The organism is Streptomyces sp. NPDC006872, assembly GCF_040635845.1.
In the GTDB taxonomy this organism is placed as follows: Bacteria; Actinomycetota; Actinomycetes; order Streptomycetales; family Streptomycetaceae; genus Streptomyces.
The window spans coordinates 132,044-151,896 of sequence record NZ_JBEYIL010000019.1 but is presented as its reverse complement, the minus strand read 5'-3'; the positions used below and the strand labels follow the sequence as shown (position 1 = coordinate 151,896).

The following is a 19,853-nucleotide window of genomic DNA, read 5'->3' as shown; positions in this document are numbered from 1 at the left end:
TCAGTCCTCCGGGAGTTCGACCGGCGCGATCTCGTCGTACACGTCGCCCGGGCCCGGGTTGGTCGCGTCGGTCGTCCCGCCGAAGTGGTGCATGACGCCCCAGACCGCGTTCAGCGCGGTCTGCACGGCGCCCTCGGCCCAGCCCGCCGTCCAGGAGATGTCGTCGCCGGCGAGGAAGACGCCCCGCTTGTCCGCGGGCAGCCGGTCCTGCATGAAGTGGGTGAACAGGCGCCGCTGGTAGCGGTAGTGGCCGGGCAGGTTCGCCTTGAACGCGCCCATGAAGTAGGGCTCGTTCTCCCAGGAGACGGTCACCGGGTTGCCGATGACGTGCTTCCTGATGTCGACCTTCGGATAGATCTCGCCGAGCGACTTCAGCATGACCTCCATCCGCTCGTTCGCCGACAACGGCAGCCACTTCAGGCTGTCGTCGCACCAGGTGTAGGAGAGGCAGATGACGGCGGGCTTGTCGGGGCCGTCGTCGAGGAGGTAAGTGCCGCGCGTCATACGGTCGGTGAGGGTCATCGACATGACGTCCCGGCCCGTCTGCTCGTCCTTGTCGAGCCAGAACGGCCGGTCGACGGGCACGAAGAGCTTGCTGGACTCCATGTAGTGGGTGCGCTCGATCGCCGTCCAGTGGTCGATCGGGAAGAGCGAGTCGTCGCAGTCGATCTTCGAGAGCAGCATCCAGGACTGGGCGGTGAAGACGGCCGCCCGGTAGGTGCGGATGTCGCCGTTCGCGTCCGTCACGGTGATCCGGTCGCCCGCGGTGCGGTGCAGCCGGGTCACGGCCGGGCGGGGCTCCCGGTCGTCGTGCAGGCTCGCGAGCGAGGTCCCCCGGGCCCAGTGGACGATCTTCTCCGGCTCGCGCTCCCACAGCCGGAGCGGAAGCTGCTGGCTGCCGCCGACGATGCCCCGGTGGTGGTCGTCGGCCTCGGTGTAGACGACGCGGAGGATCTCCAGGATGGAGTTCGGGAAGTCCGTGTCCCAGCCGCCGGTGCCGAAGCCGACCTGGCCGAAGATCTCGCGGTGCCGGAAGGACTTGAAGGCCTCGGAGTCGCAGAGGAAGCCGTAGAAGGTCTGGTTGTCGAGCTTCTCGACGAGCCTCGCCCAGATCTCGCGGATGCGCGGCACGTCGCGTCGGCGCAGGGCGCGGTTCATGTCGGAGAAGTCGGCGCCGTCCTCGAGGCACCTGCTCCAGGCCTCGGCGACGTCACGGTAGACCTGCGGGAGGTCCTCGGCCGTCTCGGCGTAGTGCGACTCGCCCTTGAGGTCGACGACCGTCGAGGGGGTCGCCTCCGCGAGGGGGTTGGGGAACGGCTCGGTCCGCAGATCCACCAGGTCGATGTAGTGCTGGAGCGCCGTCGAGGACGGCGGGAAGCGCATCGCGCCCATCTCGGCGGTCAACGACGGGTCGCAGCCCTCGAAGCCCACCGTCCGCAGCCGGCCGCCGATCCGGTCGGCCTCGTACACGACCGGCTTCAGGCCCATCTTCATCAGCTCGTACGCGGCCACGATGCCGGACAGCCCACCGCCGATGACGGCCACCTCGGCGCCGTGCTCGGTCGCGGGGATCTGGCCGAGGCCCGCCGGGTGGGCGAGGAAGTCGTCGTACGCGTACGGGAAGTCCGGGCCGAACATGGTGATCGGCGGCTGCTGCGCGTCTGCGTGCTCGACGGCGTTGGGCACGGTGGACGTCATGGGGCGGGGACTCCTTGCGAAAGCTGCGGGTGAAGGCAGATGAAGACAGGTGAAGACAGGGGGTCAGACGAGGGATGCGTAGAGGCCGGGGCGGCGGTCCGTCAGATACGGGTTCGCCCGGCGGGAGACGGCCAGGGCGACCGGGTCGGCATCGGCGAACACCAGTTCCTCGCCCCGCCCCGCACGGGCCCGGGCGACCCCGTCGGGACCGGCCAGCGTGGAGAGCCCGACGAACTCGAACTCCCCTTCCCGGCCGACCCGGTTGACGTACGCGACGTACATCTGGTTCTCGAAGGCGCGCACCGGGATCATCGACTCGGCGACGAACTGGAACGGGTGCATCTGAGCCGTCGGCACCACCAGGAGGTCCGTCCCGGCGAGGGCGTGGGCGCGGACGTTCTCCGGGAACTCGACGTCGTAGCAGATCATGAGGCCGACGGTGAGGCCGTTCAGCTCGGCCTGGACGACCGGCTGCTCCCCCGGCGTGAAGTGGTCGCGCTCGAAGCAGCCGAAGAGGTGGGTCTTGCGGTAGTTCGCGAGGCGGACGCCGTCGGCGGAGATCAGCCGGGCGGAGTTGAAGACGGTCTCGCCGGAGCGCTCCGGGTAGCCGTACGCGATCGCGAGCCCGTGCCGTCCGGCGATCTCCGCGACCGTGTCCGCCGAGTCCCCGTCGGCGGGCTCGGCGAGGCGAGCCACGTCGTCGCCGATCGCGTAGCCGGTGAGGAACATCTCCGGCGCGACGAGCAGCCCGGCGCCCGCGGCGGCGGCCCGGCCCGCGGCCTCGTCGAGGACCTTGAGGTTCTCGACGACCGATCCGGGGCGGCCGGAGCTCTGGAGCAGGGCGGTGCGCATGCGTGATCCTCACCTGGCGGAAGTCGGGTGGAAGAGTGGTTGTGGGGGCCACCCAACGGTACGGGCGCTCCCGACAGGCCGACAAGCGGCACCCGTTGCGCAGGGGTGAACGATTCGTTGCGCGCGTGGGCGCTCTCACGGCGATTCATTGCGTCCTCCCGGCCCGCCCCACCCCCGGGCCACCGCCGCCGCCGTCACCAGGTACGGCACGGCGCACAGCGCGAAGACCGTGCCGTGCCCGAACGCCGAGCCGAGGCCGCCGTACGCGCCGTACACGGCGATGGTCAGCACCTCGGTGCCGAGGCTCGCCACCGAGGTCAGCGTGGCCCGGCCGGTGCCCTCGATACGGTGCTGGAGCCGGACGTCGGCCAGGACGGTCGCCAGCTGGAAGCCGCCGAACGCGAGAGCGACCAGGGCGATGCCGGCGGGGGCCCCGGTCAGCGCGCCGAGGGCCAGGGCGAGCGCGGAGCCCGTGAGCACGGCGGCGAATCCGGCGCGGCCCAGCCGCTCGGCGGGCCCGGACAGCAGGCTGCCGGCCGTGACGCCGGCCCAGATCGGCATCAGCCAGTACGGGACGGCCGGCTCGGGCACACCCGTGTCCCGGACCAGCAGGGGCGTGTACTCGTCGAGGGCGCCCCACACCGCCGTCACGGCCGGGACGAGCAGCAGGGCGCCGCGCACCGAGCGGTCCCGGTGGGCGTCGGCGAGTCCGGTCCGCAGGGTCGCGGCCCAGCCGTCGCCGTCGCCCGTGGGCGGCCGGTGTTCGGGGAAGCGGGTCGCGATCGCGGCGCACAGGACGCAGGCCAGCACGCTGGCCGCGCCGACAGCCCGGTAGCCGCCGGCCGCGAAGACCGGCCCCGCCAGCCCCATCGCCGCCATCGCGGCCGACTGGCCCACCGCGTGGGAGCGGCCCATGACGCGGGCGTACCGGTCGGCGGCGCCGAGCAGCTCCAGTTCCTCGTAGACGAGGGCCTCCAGCGCACCGGAGCCGAGCGCTCCGCGGATTCCCCACAGCACGAATCCGGCCGCGAACGCCCAGTACGACGGGAAGAGCACCCACAGCGCGAAGCCGGCCCCGCCCAGGAGCGGGCCCAGCCACAGCAGCAGCCGCCGGGAGACCGCGTCGGCCCAGGCGCCGGAGGGGACCTCGAAGAGGACGCCGGTCAGCGACCACAGCACGAAGAGGGAGGAGATCTGCCCCACCGACAGCCCGGTGTCCGCGAACAGCAGCGCGTACACCGGGTAGAGCAGCACGAACTCGTCGAGGAACGCGTACGCGTACAGCGTCGCGGTCGGTCGACGGACGTCGGGGCCGGCAGTGGATCAATGTCGCCAGGTCATGCCACCGATGTTAGACAACTCAGGCCGCGCCGCCCAGGGCATAGGTGGTGATCACGGCCGCATGGTCGGACGGCCAGTCGTTGTCCTCGACGTCCGGCCAGGTCCGGGGGACGCCGCTGACGTACGTCCGGGAGCCGAGCACCTTCAGAGCACCCCGCTGCCCGCCCCGGTGGAGCACGAAGTCGATCCGGTCCTGCGGTTCCGGGCGGCCGCTGCCGTCCTCGTGCTCGGCGTGCACCGGGGACCAGGTGTGGCCGGGGTCCCGTACCGGGTCGGGGTGGGCCTCGCGGTAGGAGTCGGTGAAGCCCGCGTCCTCGGCCGCCTTCGTCACCGGCCACTCGACGTCCGGCCGGTCCAGGTGGGAGGGGCTGTTGAAGTCGCCGACGAGGACGACGGGCACGCCGGTGTCCTCGCCGATCCGGTCCAGGACGTCCCGGAGCTGGGCGAGCCGCACCTCCTCGTGGGCGATCAGGTCGACGGCCGGCAGCCCGTCGAAGGCCTCCTCGTAGGGGCCGTACGGCGTGTAGTCGAGGTGCGCCGTCCAGATGTCGACCTCGGTGGCGCCGCTGCCGTCGGTGCCGCCGACCTCGATGCGGGCGCCCGTCGCTCCGTAGAAGCCCACGTCGGGGTCGCCGAGGGCGGCCGTGATCGGGTGGCGGCTGATGATCCCGAGGTTCTCCCCGGCCCGGTGGCAGTGCCAGCCGAGGGCCGCGGCGAGCTCCTCCGCAGCCGTGCCGTGGGTCTCCTGGAGGCCGATCACGTCCACGTCGGTCTCCGCGATGACCTTGAGCTGCTTGGCCCGGTGGTCGCGCACCTTCGTGCCGCCGTACCAGAGGTTCCAGGTCATGACGCGGAGCCGGTGCGGCAGCAGGGCGCGCAGCCGTTCGGGGGTGACGCCCGCCAGTCCGGCCAGGACGGTCCGGCCGGGGGCCGCGCCGATGGGCGCGAGGGACGGCACCGCGAGCACCGTGCAGCCGGCCGCCTCGGCGGAGGTCACGCCGGTCTCGGTGTCCTCGACGGCCACACAGGCCGCCGGGTCGACGCCGAGGGCGCGGCAGGCGGCGAGGTAGGGGTCGGGGGCGGGCTTGGTGTGCTCGGTGTCGTCGGCGGTGACGGTGACGGCGAAGCGGCTCGCGCCGAGGGCCCGCAGCACGGTGTCGGCGACCGATCGGGGGGAGGCGGTCACCAGGGCCGTCGGCACGCCGTCGTGGGCGAGGGCGTCGAGCAGGTCGAGGGCGCCGGGGCGGGGCTCGATCCCGGCGTGGACGCGGTCGGCGAACTCGCGATGGAGCGCGTCGGCGAGCGCCGGGGCGGGCCGGCCCGTGGCGGCGGCCAGCCAGTCGGCGGTGTGCTCGACGGGCCGGCCGAGCACCTCCGGCTGGTCCGCCTCGGTCAACGCCCGGCCGGCCACCTGCTGCACCGCCTCCCACCACAGCCGCTCGGTGTCGACGAGCGTGCCGTCCATGTCGAACAGGACGGCCTGGAGCGGGAGTCGGGTCACGGTTGCCTCTTTCGACACGGGAGTTGCGGGATCGTGGGATCAGGAAGCGCGGGCGGCGACGAGCACCGGGCGGTCCGGCAGCGAGACGCGCACCGGCGCGCCCGCGGTGAGGGCGGTGGCCTCGTGGGCGGGCAGGTCGGCCTTGACCTCGGTGCCGTCGGCGAGCCGGACGGTGACGCGGACGGCCGCGCCCAGGAAGGATGTGGCGACCACACGCGCGTCGCCGTCCTCCGCGGGCCGCACGCCCACGGCCTCCGGCCGCACCAGCACGTCCACCTCAGCGTCGGCCGGTGCCTGGCCGTCGACCGGCAGCCGCCGCCCGAGCACCTCGACGGTGTCGCCGTCGAGCCGTCCCGGGATCCGGCTCATCGTGCCGACGAACTCGGCGACGAAGGCGGTGGCGGGCCGGCCGTACAACTCGGCCGGGGCGGCGCACTGTTCGAGCCGCCCGGCGTGCATGACGGCGACCCGGTCCGCCATGGACAGGGCCTCCTCCTGGTCGTGGGTGACGAACAGGGTGGTGATGCCGAGCTCCTGCTGGAGCCGCCGGATCTCCTCGCGCAGGGTGAGCCGGACCTTGGCGTCGAGCGCCGACAACGGCTCGTCCAGGAGCAGTACGCGGGGGCGCAGGGCGAGGGCGCGGGCCAGGGCGACGCGCTGCTGCTGGCCGCCGGAGAGCTGGTGCGGGAAGCGGCCGCCCTTGTCGCCGAGTCCGACCAGATGGAGCAACTCGTTGGCCCGGAACCGCCGTTCGGCCTTGCTCACCTTCCGCATCCGCAGCCCGAAGGCGACGTTGTCGAGCGCGTCGAGATGCGGGAAGAGGCTGTACGACTGGAAGACCATCCCGGCGTCACGGCGATGGGCCGGGACCCGGGTGACGTCCTCGCCGTCCACCAACACCTCGCCGGCGTCGGGGTGTTCGAAGCCGGCGAGCATCCGCAGGGCGGTGGTCTTGCCGCAGCCGGAGGGGCCGAGCAGAGCGAGGAGTTCACCCGGCCGGACGGTCAGGTCGAGGCCGTCGAGGGCGACGGTCGGGCCGAACTCCCGGCGCAGGCCCCGGAATTCGACGGTGGCGGCCCCGGTCCTCGTCGCTGTCTTCTCAAGCACGGTCATGGCAGTCATCCCCGGGATGCGGTACGGGCGCGTCCGCCGAAGCCGGCGAGCGCGAGGAGCAGGACCCATGTCACGAGCAGGCTGAGCACGGACACGGCGACGGAGAGCTGGGCCTGCGAGCCGCTGACGTTCACGATCCACACGGCGAACGGCTGGAAGCCCAGCAGCTGGGCGACGGTGAACTCGCCGAGGACCAGGGCCAGCGTGAGGAAGGACGCGTTGAGCAGCGCGCCGCGCAGGTTGGGCAGGACGACCCGCAAGAGCGCCTGCGGCCAGCCGGCCCCGCAGCTGCGGGCGGCTTCGACGAGGGTGCGTACGTCGACGGAGCGCAGCCCGGCGTCCAGCGCCCGGTACACGAACGGCAGCGCCATCACGACGTAGGCCAGGACGAGGACGAAGGGGAAGTCGGGATTCTGGATCGCGACGAAGGTCTGGAAGAGCGGGGTCCGGGAGAGGTGCTCGGGACCCCACTTGAGCACGGTGCCGATGCCGGCGACGAACGCGATCGGCGGCACGACCAGCGGCAGCGAGCACACCACCTCGACGACCGGCCGCAGCCGGGGCGCGCCGAGGCGCAGCGCGACCGTCGCGGGCACCATCAGCAGCAGGACGACGACGATGGTGGCCAGCGCCAGCTCCAGCGAGAGCAGCAGGCTGGAGGCGAACCCGTCGGTGGCGAGGATCTGGCGGTAGGCGTCGAAGGTGATCCCCTGTCCGGGCACGTCGACCGTGAAGACGACCGACGCGGCCAGCGGCACCAGGAAGTACAGCCCGGCGAGGCCGAGGACGCCCCACCGCCACAGGGTCAGGCGAGCCATCGCGCGCTCCTCCGTTGCAGGGGCAGGTACACGGCCATGACCAGGCCCGCCACCAGGACCATGTCGAGGCTGAGGGCGAGCGCCACGTTCTCCTGGCCGACGAGCACATTGCCGGAGATGGCGTCGGCGATCTGCAGCGTGACCAGCGGGATGGAGCTGCCCACCATGGCGGCGGCGGTGGCGTACGCGGCGAAGGCGCTGCCGAAGAGCAGCACCAGCCCGCCGAGGAGCGAGGGCAGCAGGACCGGCAGGGCGACATGCCGCCAGTACTGCACGGGAGTCGCGCCGTTGTTCTGCGCGGCCTCGCGCCACTGGGCGCGCAGGCCGTCCAGGGCGGGGGTGATGGTGAGGACCATCAGCGGGATCAGGAAGTACAGGTAGACGATGACCAGGCCCCAGAAGCTGTAGAGGTCCCAGCCCTTGTCCTGGAGGCCGAAGTGCCGGGTCAGCACACCGGCGTTGCCGAGCGTGGCGACGAAGGCGAAGGCCAGCGGGACGCCGCCGAAGTTGGCGAGCACCCCGGACGCGGTGAGCACGGCCTCGCGCAGCGTACGGAAGCGGGAGGACACGACGGCCTGGGCGAGCGGCAGTCCGAGCAGCGCGCCGAGAAGCGCCGACACGGCGGACAGCTTCACGCTGCCGAGCAGGGCGGTCAGATACGCGCCGCGCAGGGAGGCCGTCAGGTTGTCGGCCGTGTACGACGTGGCGCCGGTCGCCGGGTCCTTGACGGTGAACGCGCCGTCCAGCATGGCCAGGGCGGGCAGCCCGAAGGCGAGCGCGGTGAAGGCGAGCAGCGGGACGACGGCCAGCCAGCCGGGGAGCCGCCGCCGCTTCACCTCTGCGGCGGCTCCCAGGTCGACCCGTACGGCGGTGGAGGTCATCCGGAGACGGCCTTCGCCCAGCCCTGCCCGAGGACCGTCTTGGCCTTGCTCTGCTGGGCCTCGGTCGGGAAGGCGGGGGTCCCGGAGACCTCGGGCAGCTTGGCGGCGGCCGTCTTGTCGAGGGTGCCGGCCTTCTCCATGGCGGTCATCAGGGCCGGACGGGCGTAGCCCTTGAGCCACAGGTTCTGGCCCTCGGCGCTGTAGAGGTACTCCTGCCAGAGCCGGGCGGCCGCCGGGTGCGGGGCGTCCTTGTTGATCGCCTGGGAGTAGAACTGCGAGAACTGGCCGTCGCTGGGGACCGCGACCTTCCAGTCCACGCCCTTGGACTTGAACTCGTCGGCGTACCCGGCGTTGAGGTAGTCCCAGTCGATGCTGATCGGCGTCTCGCCCTTCTCGACGGTGGCCGGGGTCGACTCGACGGGCGTGTAGTTGCCGTTCTTCTTCAGCTTGGCGAAGAAGTCGAGGCCGGGCTGGATGTCGTCGAAGGAGCCGCCACTGGCGAGGGCCGCCGCGTAGACGCCGCCGAAGGCCGAACCCGACTTGGTGGGGTTGCCGTTGAGGGCGACCTGGCCCTTGTACTGCGGTTTGAGCAGGTCCGCGAAGGTGGTCGGACAGGTCTTGACCCGCTTGGCGTCGCAGCCGATGGAGATGTAGCCGCCGTAGTCGTTGTACCAGCGGGCCTGCGCGTCCTTCTGCCCCTCGGGGATGTCGGCGTACGCGGCGACCTTGTACGGCGCGAGCAGCCCCTGCTGGGCGGCGCTGATCGCGAACGAGCTGCCCAGGTCGAGGACGTCGGGGGCCCGGTCCTGGCCCTTCCTCGACGTGACGGCGTTGATCTCGTCCTGGCTGGCGCCGTCCGGGTTCTCGACGGCGATCTTGATGCCGTACTTCTTCTCGAAGCCGTCGATGAGGGCGCCGTAGTTGGCCCAGTCGCGGGGCAGTGCGATGGCGTTGAGCTTGCCCTCCTTCTTCGCGGCCTCGACGAGGGCGTCGAGGCCGCCGAAGTCGGCGGCGGAGGCGGCCGTGGCGGCGTTCTTGCCGTCGGCGGTGGTGGAGGTGTTGTCGGGAGCGGCGCCGCACGCACTCAGGGCGAGGGCGGCGATGACGCCGAGGGCGGCGGTTCTCGGCAGGGACACGGTCACGGCTACTCCAGGGGACGCGTGAGAGCGCGGGAGGCGAGGCAACTTGTCTGAACAAGTTGGCCTCAGTACGCCTGCCGCTGGTGTCCCCTTCGTAAACTCTGGCGAAACCCTGAGCCCTGATTTCTCGCACAATCCGAGTCGGAGGCCGCCCCGGACCGGAGTCGTCTAGGCTGGTCACGCTGTGCACAGGGGCTTGATCAGAGGGGAAGCATGGCTGCGCGACATGAGGAGATCGCCGACGAGCTGCGCCGGGCGATCGACCGCGAGGAGTACACCGTGGGCGCACTGCTGCCCGCCGAGACCGATCTCGCGGCCCACTACGGCGTCTCCCGCGGCACGGTCCGCCAGGCGGTCGCCGCCCTCACCGCCGAAGGCCTCATCGGCTCCCGCCAGGGCGCCCGCCGCGTGGTCCTGGCCAGCCGCCGCAGCCAGAGCTTCGCCGAACTGCGCAGCTTCGCCCAGTGGGCGCGCGCGATGGGCCGCGAGGCGACGGGGCTGGTGGTCGCGCAGGAGTACCGCCCGGCGAGCACGGAGGACACGGTGCGGCTCCAACTCGCCCCGGGCGCACAGGTGTTGCAGGTCCTGCGGGTACGCGGTCTGGACGGCGAGCCGGTGCTCCTCGAACGGACCGTGTACGCGGACTGGATCGCCCCTGCCGTCGAGCCGATCGAGCCGGACTGCCCGTCCGTCACCCAACGGCTGCTGGACGACACCGGGCTGGTCTTCGCCTACGGCGAGCATGTGATCGACGCCGTGGCGGCGGGCGCGCAGGACGCCGAGCTGCTCGGCATCCGCCGCACCAGCCCGCTGCTACGGGTCCGCCGGGTCACCACGACGTACGAGGGCCGCCCGGTCGAATGGTCGGACGACCGCTACCGCTCGGACGCGGTGAGCTTCAGCGTGCACAACTCGATCGACAACAACGCCCTGGCCCGCAAGCCTGCGACGTGACCGGCCGGACAGGCCCTAGGTCGGCGAGAAGCGGCGGAGCAGTGGGGAGAGGACCAGCACCGACTTCGTGCGCTCCACGAAGGGTTCCCCGGCGATCCGCTCCAGGACTCTCTCGAAGTGGCGCATGTCGGCGGCGAAGACCTGGGCGACCGCGTCCGCCTCGCCGGTGACGGTGGAGGCGGCCACGACCTCCTGGTAGCGCTCCAGGCCCCGCTGGATGGTCTCCGGGGAGGTGTTGCGCCGGCAGTAGATCTCGACGAACCCCTCGGTCTCCCAGCCGAGGGCCGCCGGGTCGACCCGTACGGTGAAGCCGGTGATGGCTCCGGTGGCCCGCAGCCGGTCCACGCGCCGCTTGACGGCGGGCGCGGACAGGCCGACCAGTTGCCCGATGTCCGCGAAGGAGCGGCGGGCGTCCTCGGCGAGGGCGTGGACGATGCGTTCGTCGAGATCGTTCAGCACGGCGCTACCAGCTCGAGTGCAGCGGCTTGCCCTCGGCGTAGCCGGCCGCGCTCTGGATGCCCACGACGGCCTTCTCGGCGAACTCCTCCAAGGAGGCCGCGCCGGCGTACGTGCAGGAGGAACGGACGCCCGTGATGATCGAGTCGATCAGGTCCTCGACGCCCGGCCGGGCCGGGTCGAGGAACATGCGGGAGGTGGAGATGCCCTCCTCGAACAGCGCCTTGCGGGCGCGGTCGTAGGCCGACTCCTCCGACGTGCGGTTGCGGACCGCGCGCGCGGACGCCATGCCGAACGACTCCTTGTAGGGGCGGCCGTTCGCGTCGTGCTGAAGGTCGCCCGGCGACTCGTAGGTGCCCGCGAACCAGGAGCCGACCATCACGTTGGAGGCGCCCGCGGCCAGCGCCATGGCGACATCGCGGGGGTGGCGGACCCCGCCGTCGGCCCATACGTGCTTGCCGTGCTTCCTCGCCTCGGCCGCGCACTCCAGGACGGCCGAGAACTGCGGCCGGCCCACGCCGGTCATCATGCGGGTGGTGCACATCGCACCGGGGCCGACGCCGACCTTGATGATGTCGGCGCCCGCGTCGATCAGGTCCTTGACGCCCTCGGCCGAGACGATGTTGCCGGCCACGATCGGCACCTGCGGGTCGAGCGCGCGCACGGTACGGACCGCGCTGATCATCGACTCCTGGTGGCCGTGCGCCGTGTCGATGACGAGCGTGTCCACGCCCGCGTCGAGCAGCTGCTTGGCCTTGCCCGCGACATCGCCGTTGATGCCGACGGCCGCGGCGATGCGCAGCCTGCCGTCCTTGTCGACGGCCGGCGTGTACAGCGTGGCGCGCAGGGCGCCCTTGCGGGTGAGGATGCCGGCGAGCCTGCCGCCGCCGTCGACGGCGGGAGCGTAGCGCCGGTTGGCCGCGTCGAGCGTGTTGAAGGCCTCGCGCGGGTCGATGTCGGCGTCGAGGAGCAGCAGGTCGCGGGACATGACGACCTCGAGCTGCGTGAAGCGGTCGACCCCGCTCAGGTCCGAGTCGGTGACGACGCCGACCGGACGGGAGTCCTCGTCGACGACGACGCCCGCGTTGTGCGCGCGCTTGGGCAGCAGCGCGAGCGCGTCGGCCACCGTCTGGTGCGGGGCGAGCACGATCGGGGTGTCCAGCACCAGGTGCCGGCTCTTGACCCAGGCGACGACGTCGGCGACGACGTCGATCGGAATGTCCTGCGGGATCACCACGAGCCCGCCGCGCCGGGCCATGGTCTCGGCCATCCGGCGTCCGGCCACGGCGGTCATGTTGGCGACGACCAGCGGAATCGTGGTGCCCGTGCCGTCCGGGGCGCCCAGGTCCACGCCCTGACGCGACCCGACGGCGCTGCGGCTCGGCACCATGAAGACGTCGTCGTAGGTGAGGTCGTACGCGGGCTGGATGTCGTTGAGGAAACGCACGTGCTGCACATCCCAGTCGTTCAGAGGTGACCCCCGGACAGGTCAGCCAGGGGGAGAAGCACGTACTTGATTGTCCCACGTGGGCCGTGCCGCGATGCCCGGACCGAACGTCCAAGCAGCTCACCGGGGTCTTAGGAGGTTCCTCCGAGAGCGAGCACGATCGACAGGGCGGCCACCTGGTTCACCGCCGAGGTGAACACCTCCTGCGCGATCTCCCACTCCTCCGGCCGCGCCTTCGCGTACGACCGCCAGTTCCGTACGACGACCAGCACCGGCCCGGACTCGGGCCCGTCCGGGAGGTCGGTGAGGCTGTCGGCGAGGGCGTCCCAGTTGCGCCCGAACCAGTCGGGCAGCTCCAGATGCTTGGCGCAGCGGTCCATCAGGGCCGCCTTGTCCGTGACCCCGTCGAGGTCCAGCGTGAGCACGTGCTCCGTCATCCGGCACCGTCCTGAAGCGATCGTGGTTGTGGGGGGGGAACGAGCGATGTGGGGAACGAACAAATGCGGAGGGGGACGAACGAGGGGACGGCCGTGGCGACCGCCCCCTCAAGACCTGCGGCCGGGGCCGGTCAGATCCCGTCCGGGTCCGTCCGGTTGAGGGCGGGCTTGGGCGTCGGGCCCGCCGTCATCAGATAGTCGGCCGCGGACGTGTCCGTCACCAGGCTGGTGACGAGCCCGGACCGCAGCACCGCGTCGATCGCGGCCGCCTTGCGCTGACCGCCCGCGATCGCGACGACCTCGGGGACCCGGCGCAGCTGGTCGGCCTTCACCGTGATGCACCGCTCGCCCAGGTCGCGTCCGACCCTGCGGCCCTCGGAGTCGAAGAGGTGCGCGGACATCTCGGCGGCGACCCCGAGCGAGGCGTAGTGGCCCCGCTCCTCGTCGCTGAGCATGTCGTGCACCGTCGAGATGCCCGCCTCCCAGGAGCCGATGGAGACACAGGCGACCGTGACCTTGTCGAAGTACTCGAAGGCCCGGGCGATCCCCGTCTGGTGGCGCAGCGCGATCGCGGTGGCCGCGTCCGGCAGCAGCATCGGCGCGTAGATGGGGTGCGCGTCGCCGCCGGACACCTGGGCGGCGCGGCGGACGGCCTCGACCGAGCCGCGCTCGGCGGTGCCGGCGTCGTACACACCCGTCAGCTGCACGACCGTGCAGGGCGGCAGCCGGTCCAGCGCCGCCGCCATGTGAATCGTGGACCGGCCCCAGGCCAGCCCCAGTACATCCCCCTCGTTGACCAGTTCGCCGAGCAGGTCGGCGGCCACTTCCCCGAGGTTCTCGGGGTCCGTGGTCTCCTCGGCCTCGGCCGGGGACTCGACCACGACGGCGTGCCTGAGGCCGTAGCGGGCGCGGAGCGCGTCCGAGCGCTCCGCGTCCAGTTCGGCCGGCACGCGGATCTCGATCCGTACGAGATCCCGTTCGAGGGCGGTCTCCAGGACCCGGGCCACCTTGAAGCGGCTGACGCCGAACTCCTCCGCGATCTGGATCTTGGACTTGCCCTCGAGGTAGAAGCGGCGGGCCATGGCCGCCGCCTGCACCAGCTCAGCGGGCCCCATCCGCATGGCTGACCGGCCCGCCGACATACCCGACACGGCGATCTCCTCACTGCTGTTCACACTCTGGATACGCCGTTCATCCTCGCAGATCCGGCGCAGTTGATCAGCTCTGATGGGAGCCGTTCACATTCCTGTCGGTAAGTGGTTGGTTCAGTGTTCACAAGCCCAGGAGGCCCCGGCGGTCGCCGCCTCCGCCTGAGCCCGCAGGCCACGGACCGCCGCGGCCGGGTCATCGGCCCCGTATACGGCGGAACCGGCCACGAACACGTCGGCGCCCGCCTCGGCGCAGCGCTCGATCGTCGCGGCCGAGACCCCGCCGTCGATCTGGAGCCACAGGTCGAGGCCGTGCTTGCTGATCAACTCGCGGGTGCGGCGGATCTTCGGCAGCATGATGTCGAGGAACGCCTGGCCCCCGAAGCCCGGTTCGACCGTCATGATCAGCAGCATGTCGAGTTCGGGCAGCAGGTCTTCGTACGGCTCGATCGGCGTCGCAGGCCTGAGCGCCATGGAGGCACGGGCGCCCTTCGCCCGGATCTCGCGGGCGAGTCGCACGGGCGCGGCAGCCGCCTCGACGTGGAACGTGACGGACGAGGCACCCGCCTCGACGTACTGCGGGGCCCAGCGATCGGGGGCCTCGATCATCAGATGGCAGTCCAGCGGAGTGTCCGTCGCACGGGCCAGTGACTCTACGACCGGCACACCTAGCGTGAGGTTCGGGACGAAATGGTTGTCCATGACGTCGACGTGGAGCCAGTCGGCTCCTTCGACCGCCTTCGCCTCGTCCGCAAGGCGGGCGAAGTCGGCGGACAGGATGCTGGGGTTGATCTGCACGGCCATGCCCCAAGCCTGCCATGCCCTCCGGGGGTCGGCGGCATCGGTCTCGGGTCAGTCGGGTTCGTTGTCGGGTGCGGGTGCGTCGTGGCTTGTCGCGCAGTTCCCCGCGCCCCTTACGGGGCACTGGTGCGGGGGTGGGAATGACTGGGAACCGTGGGGTCGGGCATCTTGTCTGTGGGCGGCGGGCGAAGTGGGTGGTGCTGGGGTTGTGGGTGGTGCTGTTGTTTCTGACGGCGCCGTTCGTCTCGAAGCTCACCGACGCCCAGGACAACGACGCGGCCTCCTGGCTGCCGGGGTCGGCCGAGTCGACCCAGGTGCTGGAGATCTCGGAGGACTTCCGGCCCGAGCAGATCCCCGCGGTCGTCGTCTACGCCCGTGAAGCGGGTCTGACGGCACAGGACCGGGCGCAGATCGACAGTGACGTCGTCCAGCTCAAGCAGCTCACCGACCACGGCATCCGGGGCGCCGAGACCCGCGGCCCGGTCTACGACCGCCCGGCCGACCCGCGCGCCGCCCAGATCCAGGTGCCGATCACCATGGACGAGGAGGGCTGGGAGCGGATCGCCCCGGCCGTCGACTCGATCCGTGACGTCGTCGGCGACGGCGGGGCCGGGCTGGCCGTGCACATCACCGGACCCGGCGGCACCTCCGCCGACTTCTCCGAGGCCTTCGAGGGCATCGACTCGACCCTGCTGCTGTCGGCGATGGCGGTCGTCGTCGTCATGCTCCTGATCACCTACCGCAGTCCGACCCTGCTTCTGGTCCCGGTGCTGGCGGTGGTCGCCGCGCTGTTCACCGCGCAGGCCCTCATCTACTTCCTGGCCGAACACGCGGGCCTGACGGTGAACGGACAGAGCGCCGGGATCCTGACGGTGCTCGTGTTCGGCGCGGGGACGGACTACGCCCTGCTGCTGGTGGCCCGCTACCGGGAGGAGCTGCGCCGTCACGAGGACCGGCACGAGGCGATGGCTCTGGCGCTGCACCGGGCGGGCCCCGCCGTGCTGGCCTCGGGGGCCACGGTCGTCCTGAGCATGCTGGTGCTGCTGGCCGCCGAGATGAACTCCACCCGCGGTCTCGGCCCCGTCGCGGCCATCGGGGTGGCGGTGGCGCTGCTGGCGATGACGACGCTCTTCCCCGCCCTGCTGGTGATCTGCGGCCGCTGGATCTTCTGGCCGGTGATCCCGCACTTCGGCTCCGCCGATCCGACCGAGCGCGGCGTCTGGGCCCGCACGGGCCAGGGCATCGCCCGCCGCCCGCGCATGACCTGGGCCGTGACGGCGCTCGTCCTGGCGATCTGTTCGCTCGGCCTGATCCAGCTGCGCGCGGAGGGCATCAGCAACGCGGACGCCTTCACCGGCACACCCGACTCGGTCACCGGCCAGGAGGTGTCCGAGAAGTACTTCCCGGCGGGCAGCGGCGATCCGCTCGTCATCGTCTCCCACCAGGCCCAGGCCCGGCAGGTGGGCCAGGCGGTGGCCGCCACGGAAGGCGTCGTGCCGACGTCGCTCGGGCTGCCGCCGGGCACGAAACCGGTCCACGACGGCCAGGTGCTGTTCGAGGCGACGATGACCGACCCGGCCGACAGCGAGGCCGCGAAACAGACCGTGGAGCGGGTCCGGGACGCCGTGCACGCGGTGCCCGACGCCGACGCCCAGGTGGGCGGCGGCACGGCGGCCCTGCTGGACATGGACAAGGCGACCACGCACGACAACCTGCTGATCATCCCGCTGGTCCTGGTCGTGGTCCTGCTCATCCTCTGCGGTCTGCTGCGCGCCCTGATCGCCCCGCTGCTGCTGGTCGGGACGGTGATCCTGTCCTTCGCGGCGGCCCTGGGCATCAGCGCGCTCGCGTTCCGCCATGTCTTCGACTACGCGGGCGAGTCCACGGACTTCCCGCTCTTCGTCTTCGTCTTCCTGGTGGCCCTGGGCATCGACTACAACATCTTCCTGACCACCCGCATCCGCGAGGAGGCCGGCCACCTGGGCACCCGGCAGGGCGTGGTGACGGGCCTGGCGGCGACCGGCGCGGTGATCACCTCGGCGGGTCTGGTCCTGGCCGGCACGTTCGCGGCCCTCGGCACGCTGCCCATGGTCGCCTTCGCGGAGATCGGCTTCGCGGTGGCCCTGGGCGTGCTCCTGGACACCCTCATCGTGCGGTCGGTGCTGGTCACCTCGCTGTTCCTGGACATCGGAGCAAAGGTGTGGTGGCCGAACGAGCTGGCGAAAACCGAGGAACCCCAAGGCTCTTTGCATGACCATGCGAGTTGATGCATAATCTTCCTATGTCCAAGGTCCTCACCTCCCTTCCCGCCGGCGAGCGCGTCGGCATCGCCTTCTCCGGCGGGCTCGACACCTCGGTCGCGGTCGCGTGGATGCGCGACAAGGGCGCCGTCCCGTGCACCTACACCGCCGACATCGGCCAGTACGACGAGCCCGACATCGCCTCGGTGCCCGGCCGCGCGATGAGCTACGGCGCCGAGATCGCGCGCCTGGTCGACTGCCGCGCCGCGCTGGTCGAGGAGGGCCTTGCCGCGCTCACCTGCGGGGCGTTCCACATCCGCTCGGGCGGGCGCGCCTACTTCAACACGACGCCGCTCGGCCGTGCCGTCACGGGCACCCTCCTGGTCCGGGCGATGCTCGAGGACAACGTCCAGATCTGGGGCGACGGCTCGACCTTCAAGGGCAACGACATCGAGCGGTTCTACCGCTACGGCCTGCTCGCCAACCCGCACCTGCGGATCTACAAGCCCTGGCTGGACGCGGACTTCGTGACCGAACTGGGCGGGCGCAAGGAGATGTCGGAGTGGCTGGTCGCCCATGACCTGCCCTACCGCGACAGCACGGAGAAGGCGTACTCCACCGACGCCAACATCTGGGGCGCCACCCACGAGGCCAAGACCCTGGAGCACCTGGACACCGGCGTCGAGACCGTCGAGCCCATCATGGGCGTGCGGTTCTGGGACCCGTTGGTCGAGATCGCCCCCGAGGACGTGACGATCGGCTTCGACCAGGGCCGCCCGGTCACGATCAACGGCAAGGAGTTCGCCTCCCCCGTCGACCTGGTGATGGAGGCCAACGCCATCGGCGGCCGGCACGGCCTGGGCATGTCCGACCAGATCGAGAACCGCATCATCGAGGCCAAGAGCCGCGGCATCTACGAGGCCCCGGGCATGGCCCTGCTGCACGCCGCCTACGAGCGTCTCGTCAACGCGATCCACAACGAGGACACCCTCGCCCAGTACCACAACGAGGGCCGGCGCCTGGGCCGCCTCATGTACGAGGGCCGCTGGCTGGACCCGCAGGCGCTGATGATCCGCGAGTCGCTGCAGCGCTGGGTCGGCGCGGCCGTCACCGGCGAGGTCACCCTGCGCCTGCGCCGCGGCGAGGACTACTCGCTCCTCGACACGACCGGCCCGGCGTTCAGCTACCACCCGGACAAGCTGTCCATGGAGCGCACCGAGGACTCCGCGTTCGGTCCGGTGGACCGGATCGGCCAGCTCACCATGCGCAACCTCGACATCGCCGACTCGCGCGCCAAGCTGGAGCAGTACGTCGGCCTCGGCCTGATCGGCACCGGCAGCCCCACCGTCGGCGCCTCCCAGGCGGCCGCGACCGGACTCATCGGCACCATGCCGGAACTGCCCGAAGGCGGCGCCGAGGCCATCGCCTCACGCGGCGAGGTCTCCGAGGACGACGCGCTGCTGGACCGCGCGGCGATGGAGTTCGGCACGGACTGACCCCCGAGGGGACGGACTGCCGACGGCAGAGGCCGGCTCGGACGCCCTGGGCGTTCGAGCCGGCCTCTGCCGTCGGTGGTGCCCGGCTCTCAGCCGGTCTTCCTGATCAATGCCAGGTACATGGCGTCGGTGCCGTGCAGATGCGGCCACAGCTGGATGTCGGGCCCCTCCCCCAGCGCCGGTACGCCGGGCAGCAGGGGCCGCGCGTCGATCAGCTCGGCCTCCGGGTACTGCTTGAGCACGTCGGAGACGACGGCCCGGGTCTCGGCGAGATGCGGCGAGCAGGTCGCGTACCCGACGACGCCCCCGACCCGGACGGAATCCAGCGCGGTCCGCAGCAGCCCGCGCTGCAGCGGACCGAACCCGTCGAGGTCCTCCGGCCGACGCCGCCAGCGCGCCTCGGGCCGTCTGCGCAGCGCGCCGAGCCCGGTGCACGGCACGTCCATCAGCACCCGGTCGAACGACCCGGGCCGCCACGGCGGCCGCGTCCCGTCGGCGGCGATGACCTGATACGGCCCCGGGTTGCCGGCCAGTGCCTTGGCGACGAGCCCCGCCCGGTGCGGCTGCTTCTCGGAGGCGAGGAGGGCGGCCCCCCGCTGGGCGGCGAGGGCGGCGAGCAGCGCCGCCTTGCCGCCGGGCCCGGCGCACCCGTCGAGCCACTTCTCGTCACGGCCGTCGAGCGGTGCGTTGGCCAGCGCGAGCGCCACCAGCTGACTGCCCTCGTCCTGCACGCCGGCCCGTCCGTCCCGAACGGCGTCGATCGCGCCGGGCTCACCGCCCTCGGTGAGCCGCACCGCGTAGGGCGACCAGCGCCCGGCGACCGCGGCCTCCTCCCGGAGCAGTTCATCGGTCGTGGCGCGCCCGGGCCGGGCGACGAGCGTCACCTCGGGCCGCTCGTTGTCGGCCTCCAACAGGTCCTCGATGCCGGCCCGCCCACCGCCGAGGGAGTCCCACAGCGCCGAGACGACCCACCGCGGGTGCGAGTGCACGACGGCGAGGTGGTCCTCGGGGTCGTCGTCGTAGGGCGGCGCGACCTTCTCGATCCACTCGTCGAGATCGTGCGCCGCGACCTTGCGCAGCACGGCGTTGACGAACTTGGCCCGCCCGTCGCCGAGCACGATCCGGGCGAGGTCGACGGAGGCGGAGACGGCGGCATGGGTCGGGATGCGCGTCCCGAGCAGCTGATGCACGCCGAGGCTCAGCACGTCGAGGACCGGCGGATCGACCTCGCGCAGCGGCCGGTCGACACAGGCGGAGATGACGGCGTCGTACGTCCCCTGCCGACGCAGCGTCCCGTAGACCAGCTCGGTGGCGAGGGCCGCGTCCCGCGCGTCGAACTTCTCCGGCCCCTCCTTCTCGCGCGCTTTGCGCAGCAGCGGCGGAAGCACGAGGTTGGCGTACGCGTCCCGCTCGTCCACCGCCCGCAACGCCTCGAAGGCGAGCAGACGGACGGGGTCCTTCTGGGGCCGGCGGTAGGGCTTGCCCGGCGTGCGGGAACGGTGGGACTGATCGCTCACGAAAAGGTGCTCCG

General features: G+C 71.8%; 17 protein-coding genes. 3 read left to right on the top strand and 14 right to left on the bottom strand.

Annotated elements, in window-relative coordinates:
* The 8 genes from ABZ725_RS41230 to ABZ725_RS41195 all read right to left on the bottom strand — a co-directional run bounded on the left by ABZ725_RS41230 (position 1) and on the right by ABZ725_RS41195 (position 9,346).
* Positions 1-1,698, bottom strand: coding sequence for an NAD(P)/FAD-dependent oxidoreductase (locus ABZ725_RS41230; RefSeq protein WP_358807480.1), 1,698 nt, complete (start codon positions 1,696-1,698; stop codon positions 1-3).
* Positions 1,699-1,761: 63 nt separating this feature from the next.
* The gene (locus ABZ725_RS41225; protein ID WP_358807479.1) at positions 1,762-2,550 is read right to left on the bottom strand and encodes a carbon-nitrogen hydrolase family protein; all 789 of its coding nucleotides are present in this window, start codon (positions 2,548-2,550) and stop codon (positions 1,762-1,764) included.
* 135 nt (positions 2,551-2,685) lie between these two features.
* Positions 2,686-3,834 (bottom strand): MFS transporter, encoded by a 1,149-nt coding sequence (locus ABZ725_RS41220; RefSeq protein WP_358807536.1) that lies wholly within the window; start codon positions 3,832-3,834, stop codon positions 2,686-2,688.
* Positions 3,835-3,910: 76 nt separating this feature from the next.
* Positions 3,911-5,392, bottom strand: coding sequence for an HAD-IA family hydrolase (locus ABZ725_RS41215; RefSeq protein ID WP_358807478.1), 1,482 nt, complete (start codon positions 5,390-5,392; stop codon positions 3,911-3,913).
* Between the two features lie 39 nt (positions 5,393-5,431).
* Positions 5,432-6,505, bottom strand: a complete 1,074-nt coding sequence (locus ABZ725_RS41210) for an ABC transporter ATP-binding protein (protein ID WP_358807477.1) — start codon at positions 6,503-6,505, stop codon at positions 5,432-5,434.
* Between the two features lie 5 nt (positions 6,506-6,510).
* Entirely contained in the window at positions 6,511-7,323 is an 813-nt protein-coding gene (locus tag ABZ725_RS41205; RefSeq protein ID WP_358807476.1) for an ABC transporter permease subunit, read from the bottom strand.
* Complete coding sequence (locus tag ABZ725_RS41200; protein ID WP_358807475.1) at positions 7,311-8,204, bottom strand: ABC transporter permease subunit; 894 nt, start codon at positions 8,202-8,204, stop codon at positions 7,311-7,313. Before ABZ725_RS41200 ends, ABZ725_RS41205 begins: the two co-directional genes overlap by 13 nt.
* Positions 8,201-9,346, bottom strand: a complete 1,146-nt coding sequence (locus ABZ725_RS41195; RefSeq protein ID WP_358807474.1) for an extracellular solute-binding protein — start codon at positions 9,344-9,346, stop codon at positions 8,201-8,203. The genes ABZ725_RS41200 and ABZ725_RS41195 overlap by 4 nt, the downstream gene beginning before the upstream one ends.
* A 210-nt stretch (positions 9,347-9,556) precedes the next feature.
* Here ABZ725_RS41195 and ABZ725_RS41190 point away from each other — a divergent pair, with 210 nt between their 5' ends.
* Positions 9,557-10,297 carry a GntR family transcriptional regulator gene (locus tag ABZ725_RS41190; RefSeq protein WP_358807473.1) on the top strand — a complete coding sequence of 247 codons (741 nt, stop codon included), beginning with the start codon at positions 9,557-9,559 and terminating at the stop codon, positions 10,295-10,297.
* 15 nt (positions 10,298-10,312) lie between these two features.
* Here the strand turns inward: ABZ725_RS41190 and ABZ725_RS41185 are convergent, their stop codons facing one another.
* The 5 genes from ABZ725_RS41185 to rpe form a co-directional block, all read right to left on the bottom strand.
* On the bottom strand, positions 10,313-10,756 hold the full coding sequence (locus ABZ725_RS41185) for an Lrp/AsnC family transcriptional regulator (RefSeq protein WP_351920614.1): 444 nt from the start codon (positions 10,754-10,756) through the stop codon (positions 10,313-10,315).
* A 4-nt stretch (positions 10,757-10,760) separates the two neighbouring features.
* Positions 10,761-12,200, bottom strand: a complete 1,440-nt coding sequence (locus tag ABZ725_RS41180) for a GuaB1 family IMP dehydrogenase-related protein (RefSeq protein ID WP_358807535.1) — start codon at positions 12,198-12,200, stop codon at positions 10,761-10,763.
* 131 nt (positions 12,201-12,331) lie between these two features.
* The gene (locus ABZ725_RS41175; protein WP_358807472.1) at positions 12,332-12,637 is read right to left on the bottom strand and encodes a barstar family protein; all 306 of its coding nucleotides are present in this window, start codon (positions 12,635-12,637) and stop codon (positions 12,332-12,334) included.
* Between the two features lie 131 nt (positions 12,638-12,768).
* On the bottom strand, positions 12,769-13,812 hold the full coding sequence (locus ABZ725_RS41170; RefSeq protein ID WP_351920610.1) for a sugar-binding domain-containing protein: 1,044 nt from the start codon (positions 13,810-13,812) through the stop codon (positions 12,769-12,771).
* A 90-nt stretch (positions 13,813-13,902) separates the two neighbouring features.
* Positions 13,903-14,589, bottom strand: coding sequence for a ribulose-phosphate 3-epimerase (gene rpe / locus ABZ725_RS41165; protein WP_351920608.1), 687 nt, complete (start codon positions 14,587-14,589; stop codon positions 13,903-13,905).
* A gap of 137 nt (positions 14,590-14,726) precedes the next feature.
* Between rpe and ABZ725_RS41160 the strand changes: the two genes are divergently transcribed.
* Together ABZ725_RS41160 and argG are read left to right on the top strand one after the other, a co-directional pair.
* On the top strand, positions 14,727-16,853 hold the full coding sequence (locus ABZ725_RS41160; RefSeq protein ID WP_358807471.1) for an MMPL family transporter: 2,127 nt from the start codon (positions 14,727-14,729) through the stop codon (positions 16,851-16,853).
* A gap of 14 nt (positions 16,854-16,867) precedes the next feature.
* Positions 16,868-18,322 (top strand): argininosuccinate synthase, encoded by a 1,455-nt coding sequence (gene argG, locus ABZ725_RS41155; RefSeq protein WP_351920605.1) that lies wholly within the window; start codon positions 16,868-16,870, stop codon positions 18,320-18,322.
* Positions 18,323-18,411: 89 nt separating this feature from the next.
* Here the strand turns inward: argG and ABZ725_RS41150 are convergent, their stop codons facing one another.
* Complete coding sequence (locus ABZ725_RS41150) at positions 18,412-19,839, bottom strand: transcription antitermination factor NusB (RefSeq protein WP_351919877.1); 1,428 nt, start codon at positions 19,837-19,839, stop codon at positions 18,412-18,414.
* Positions 19,840-19,853: the final 14 nt, after the last annotated feature.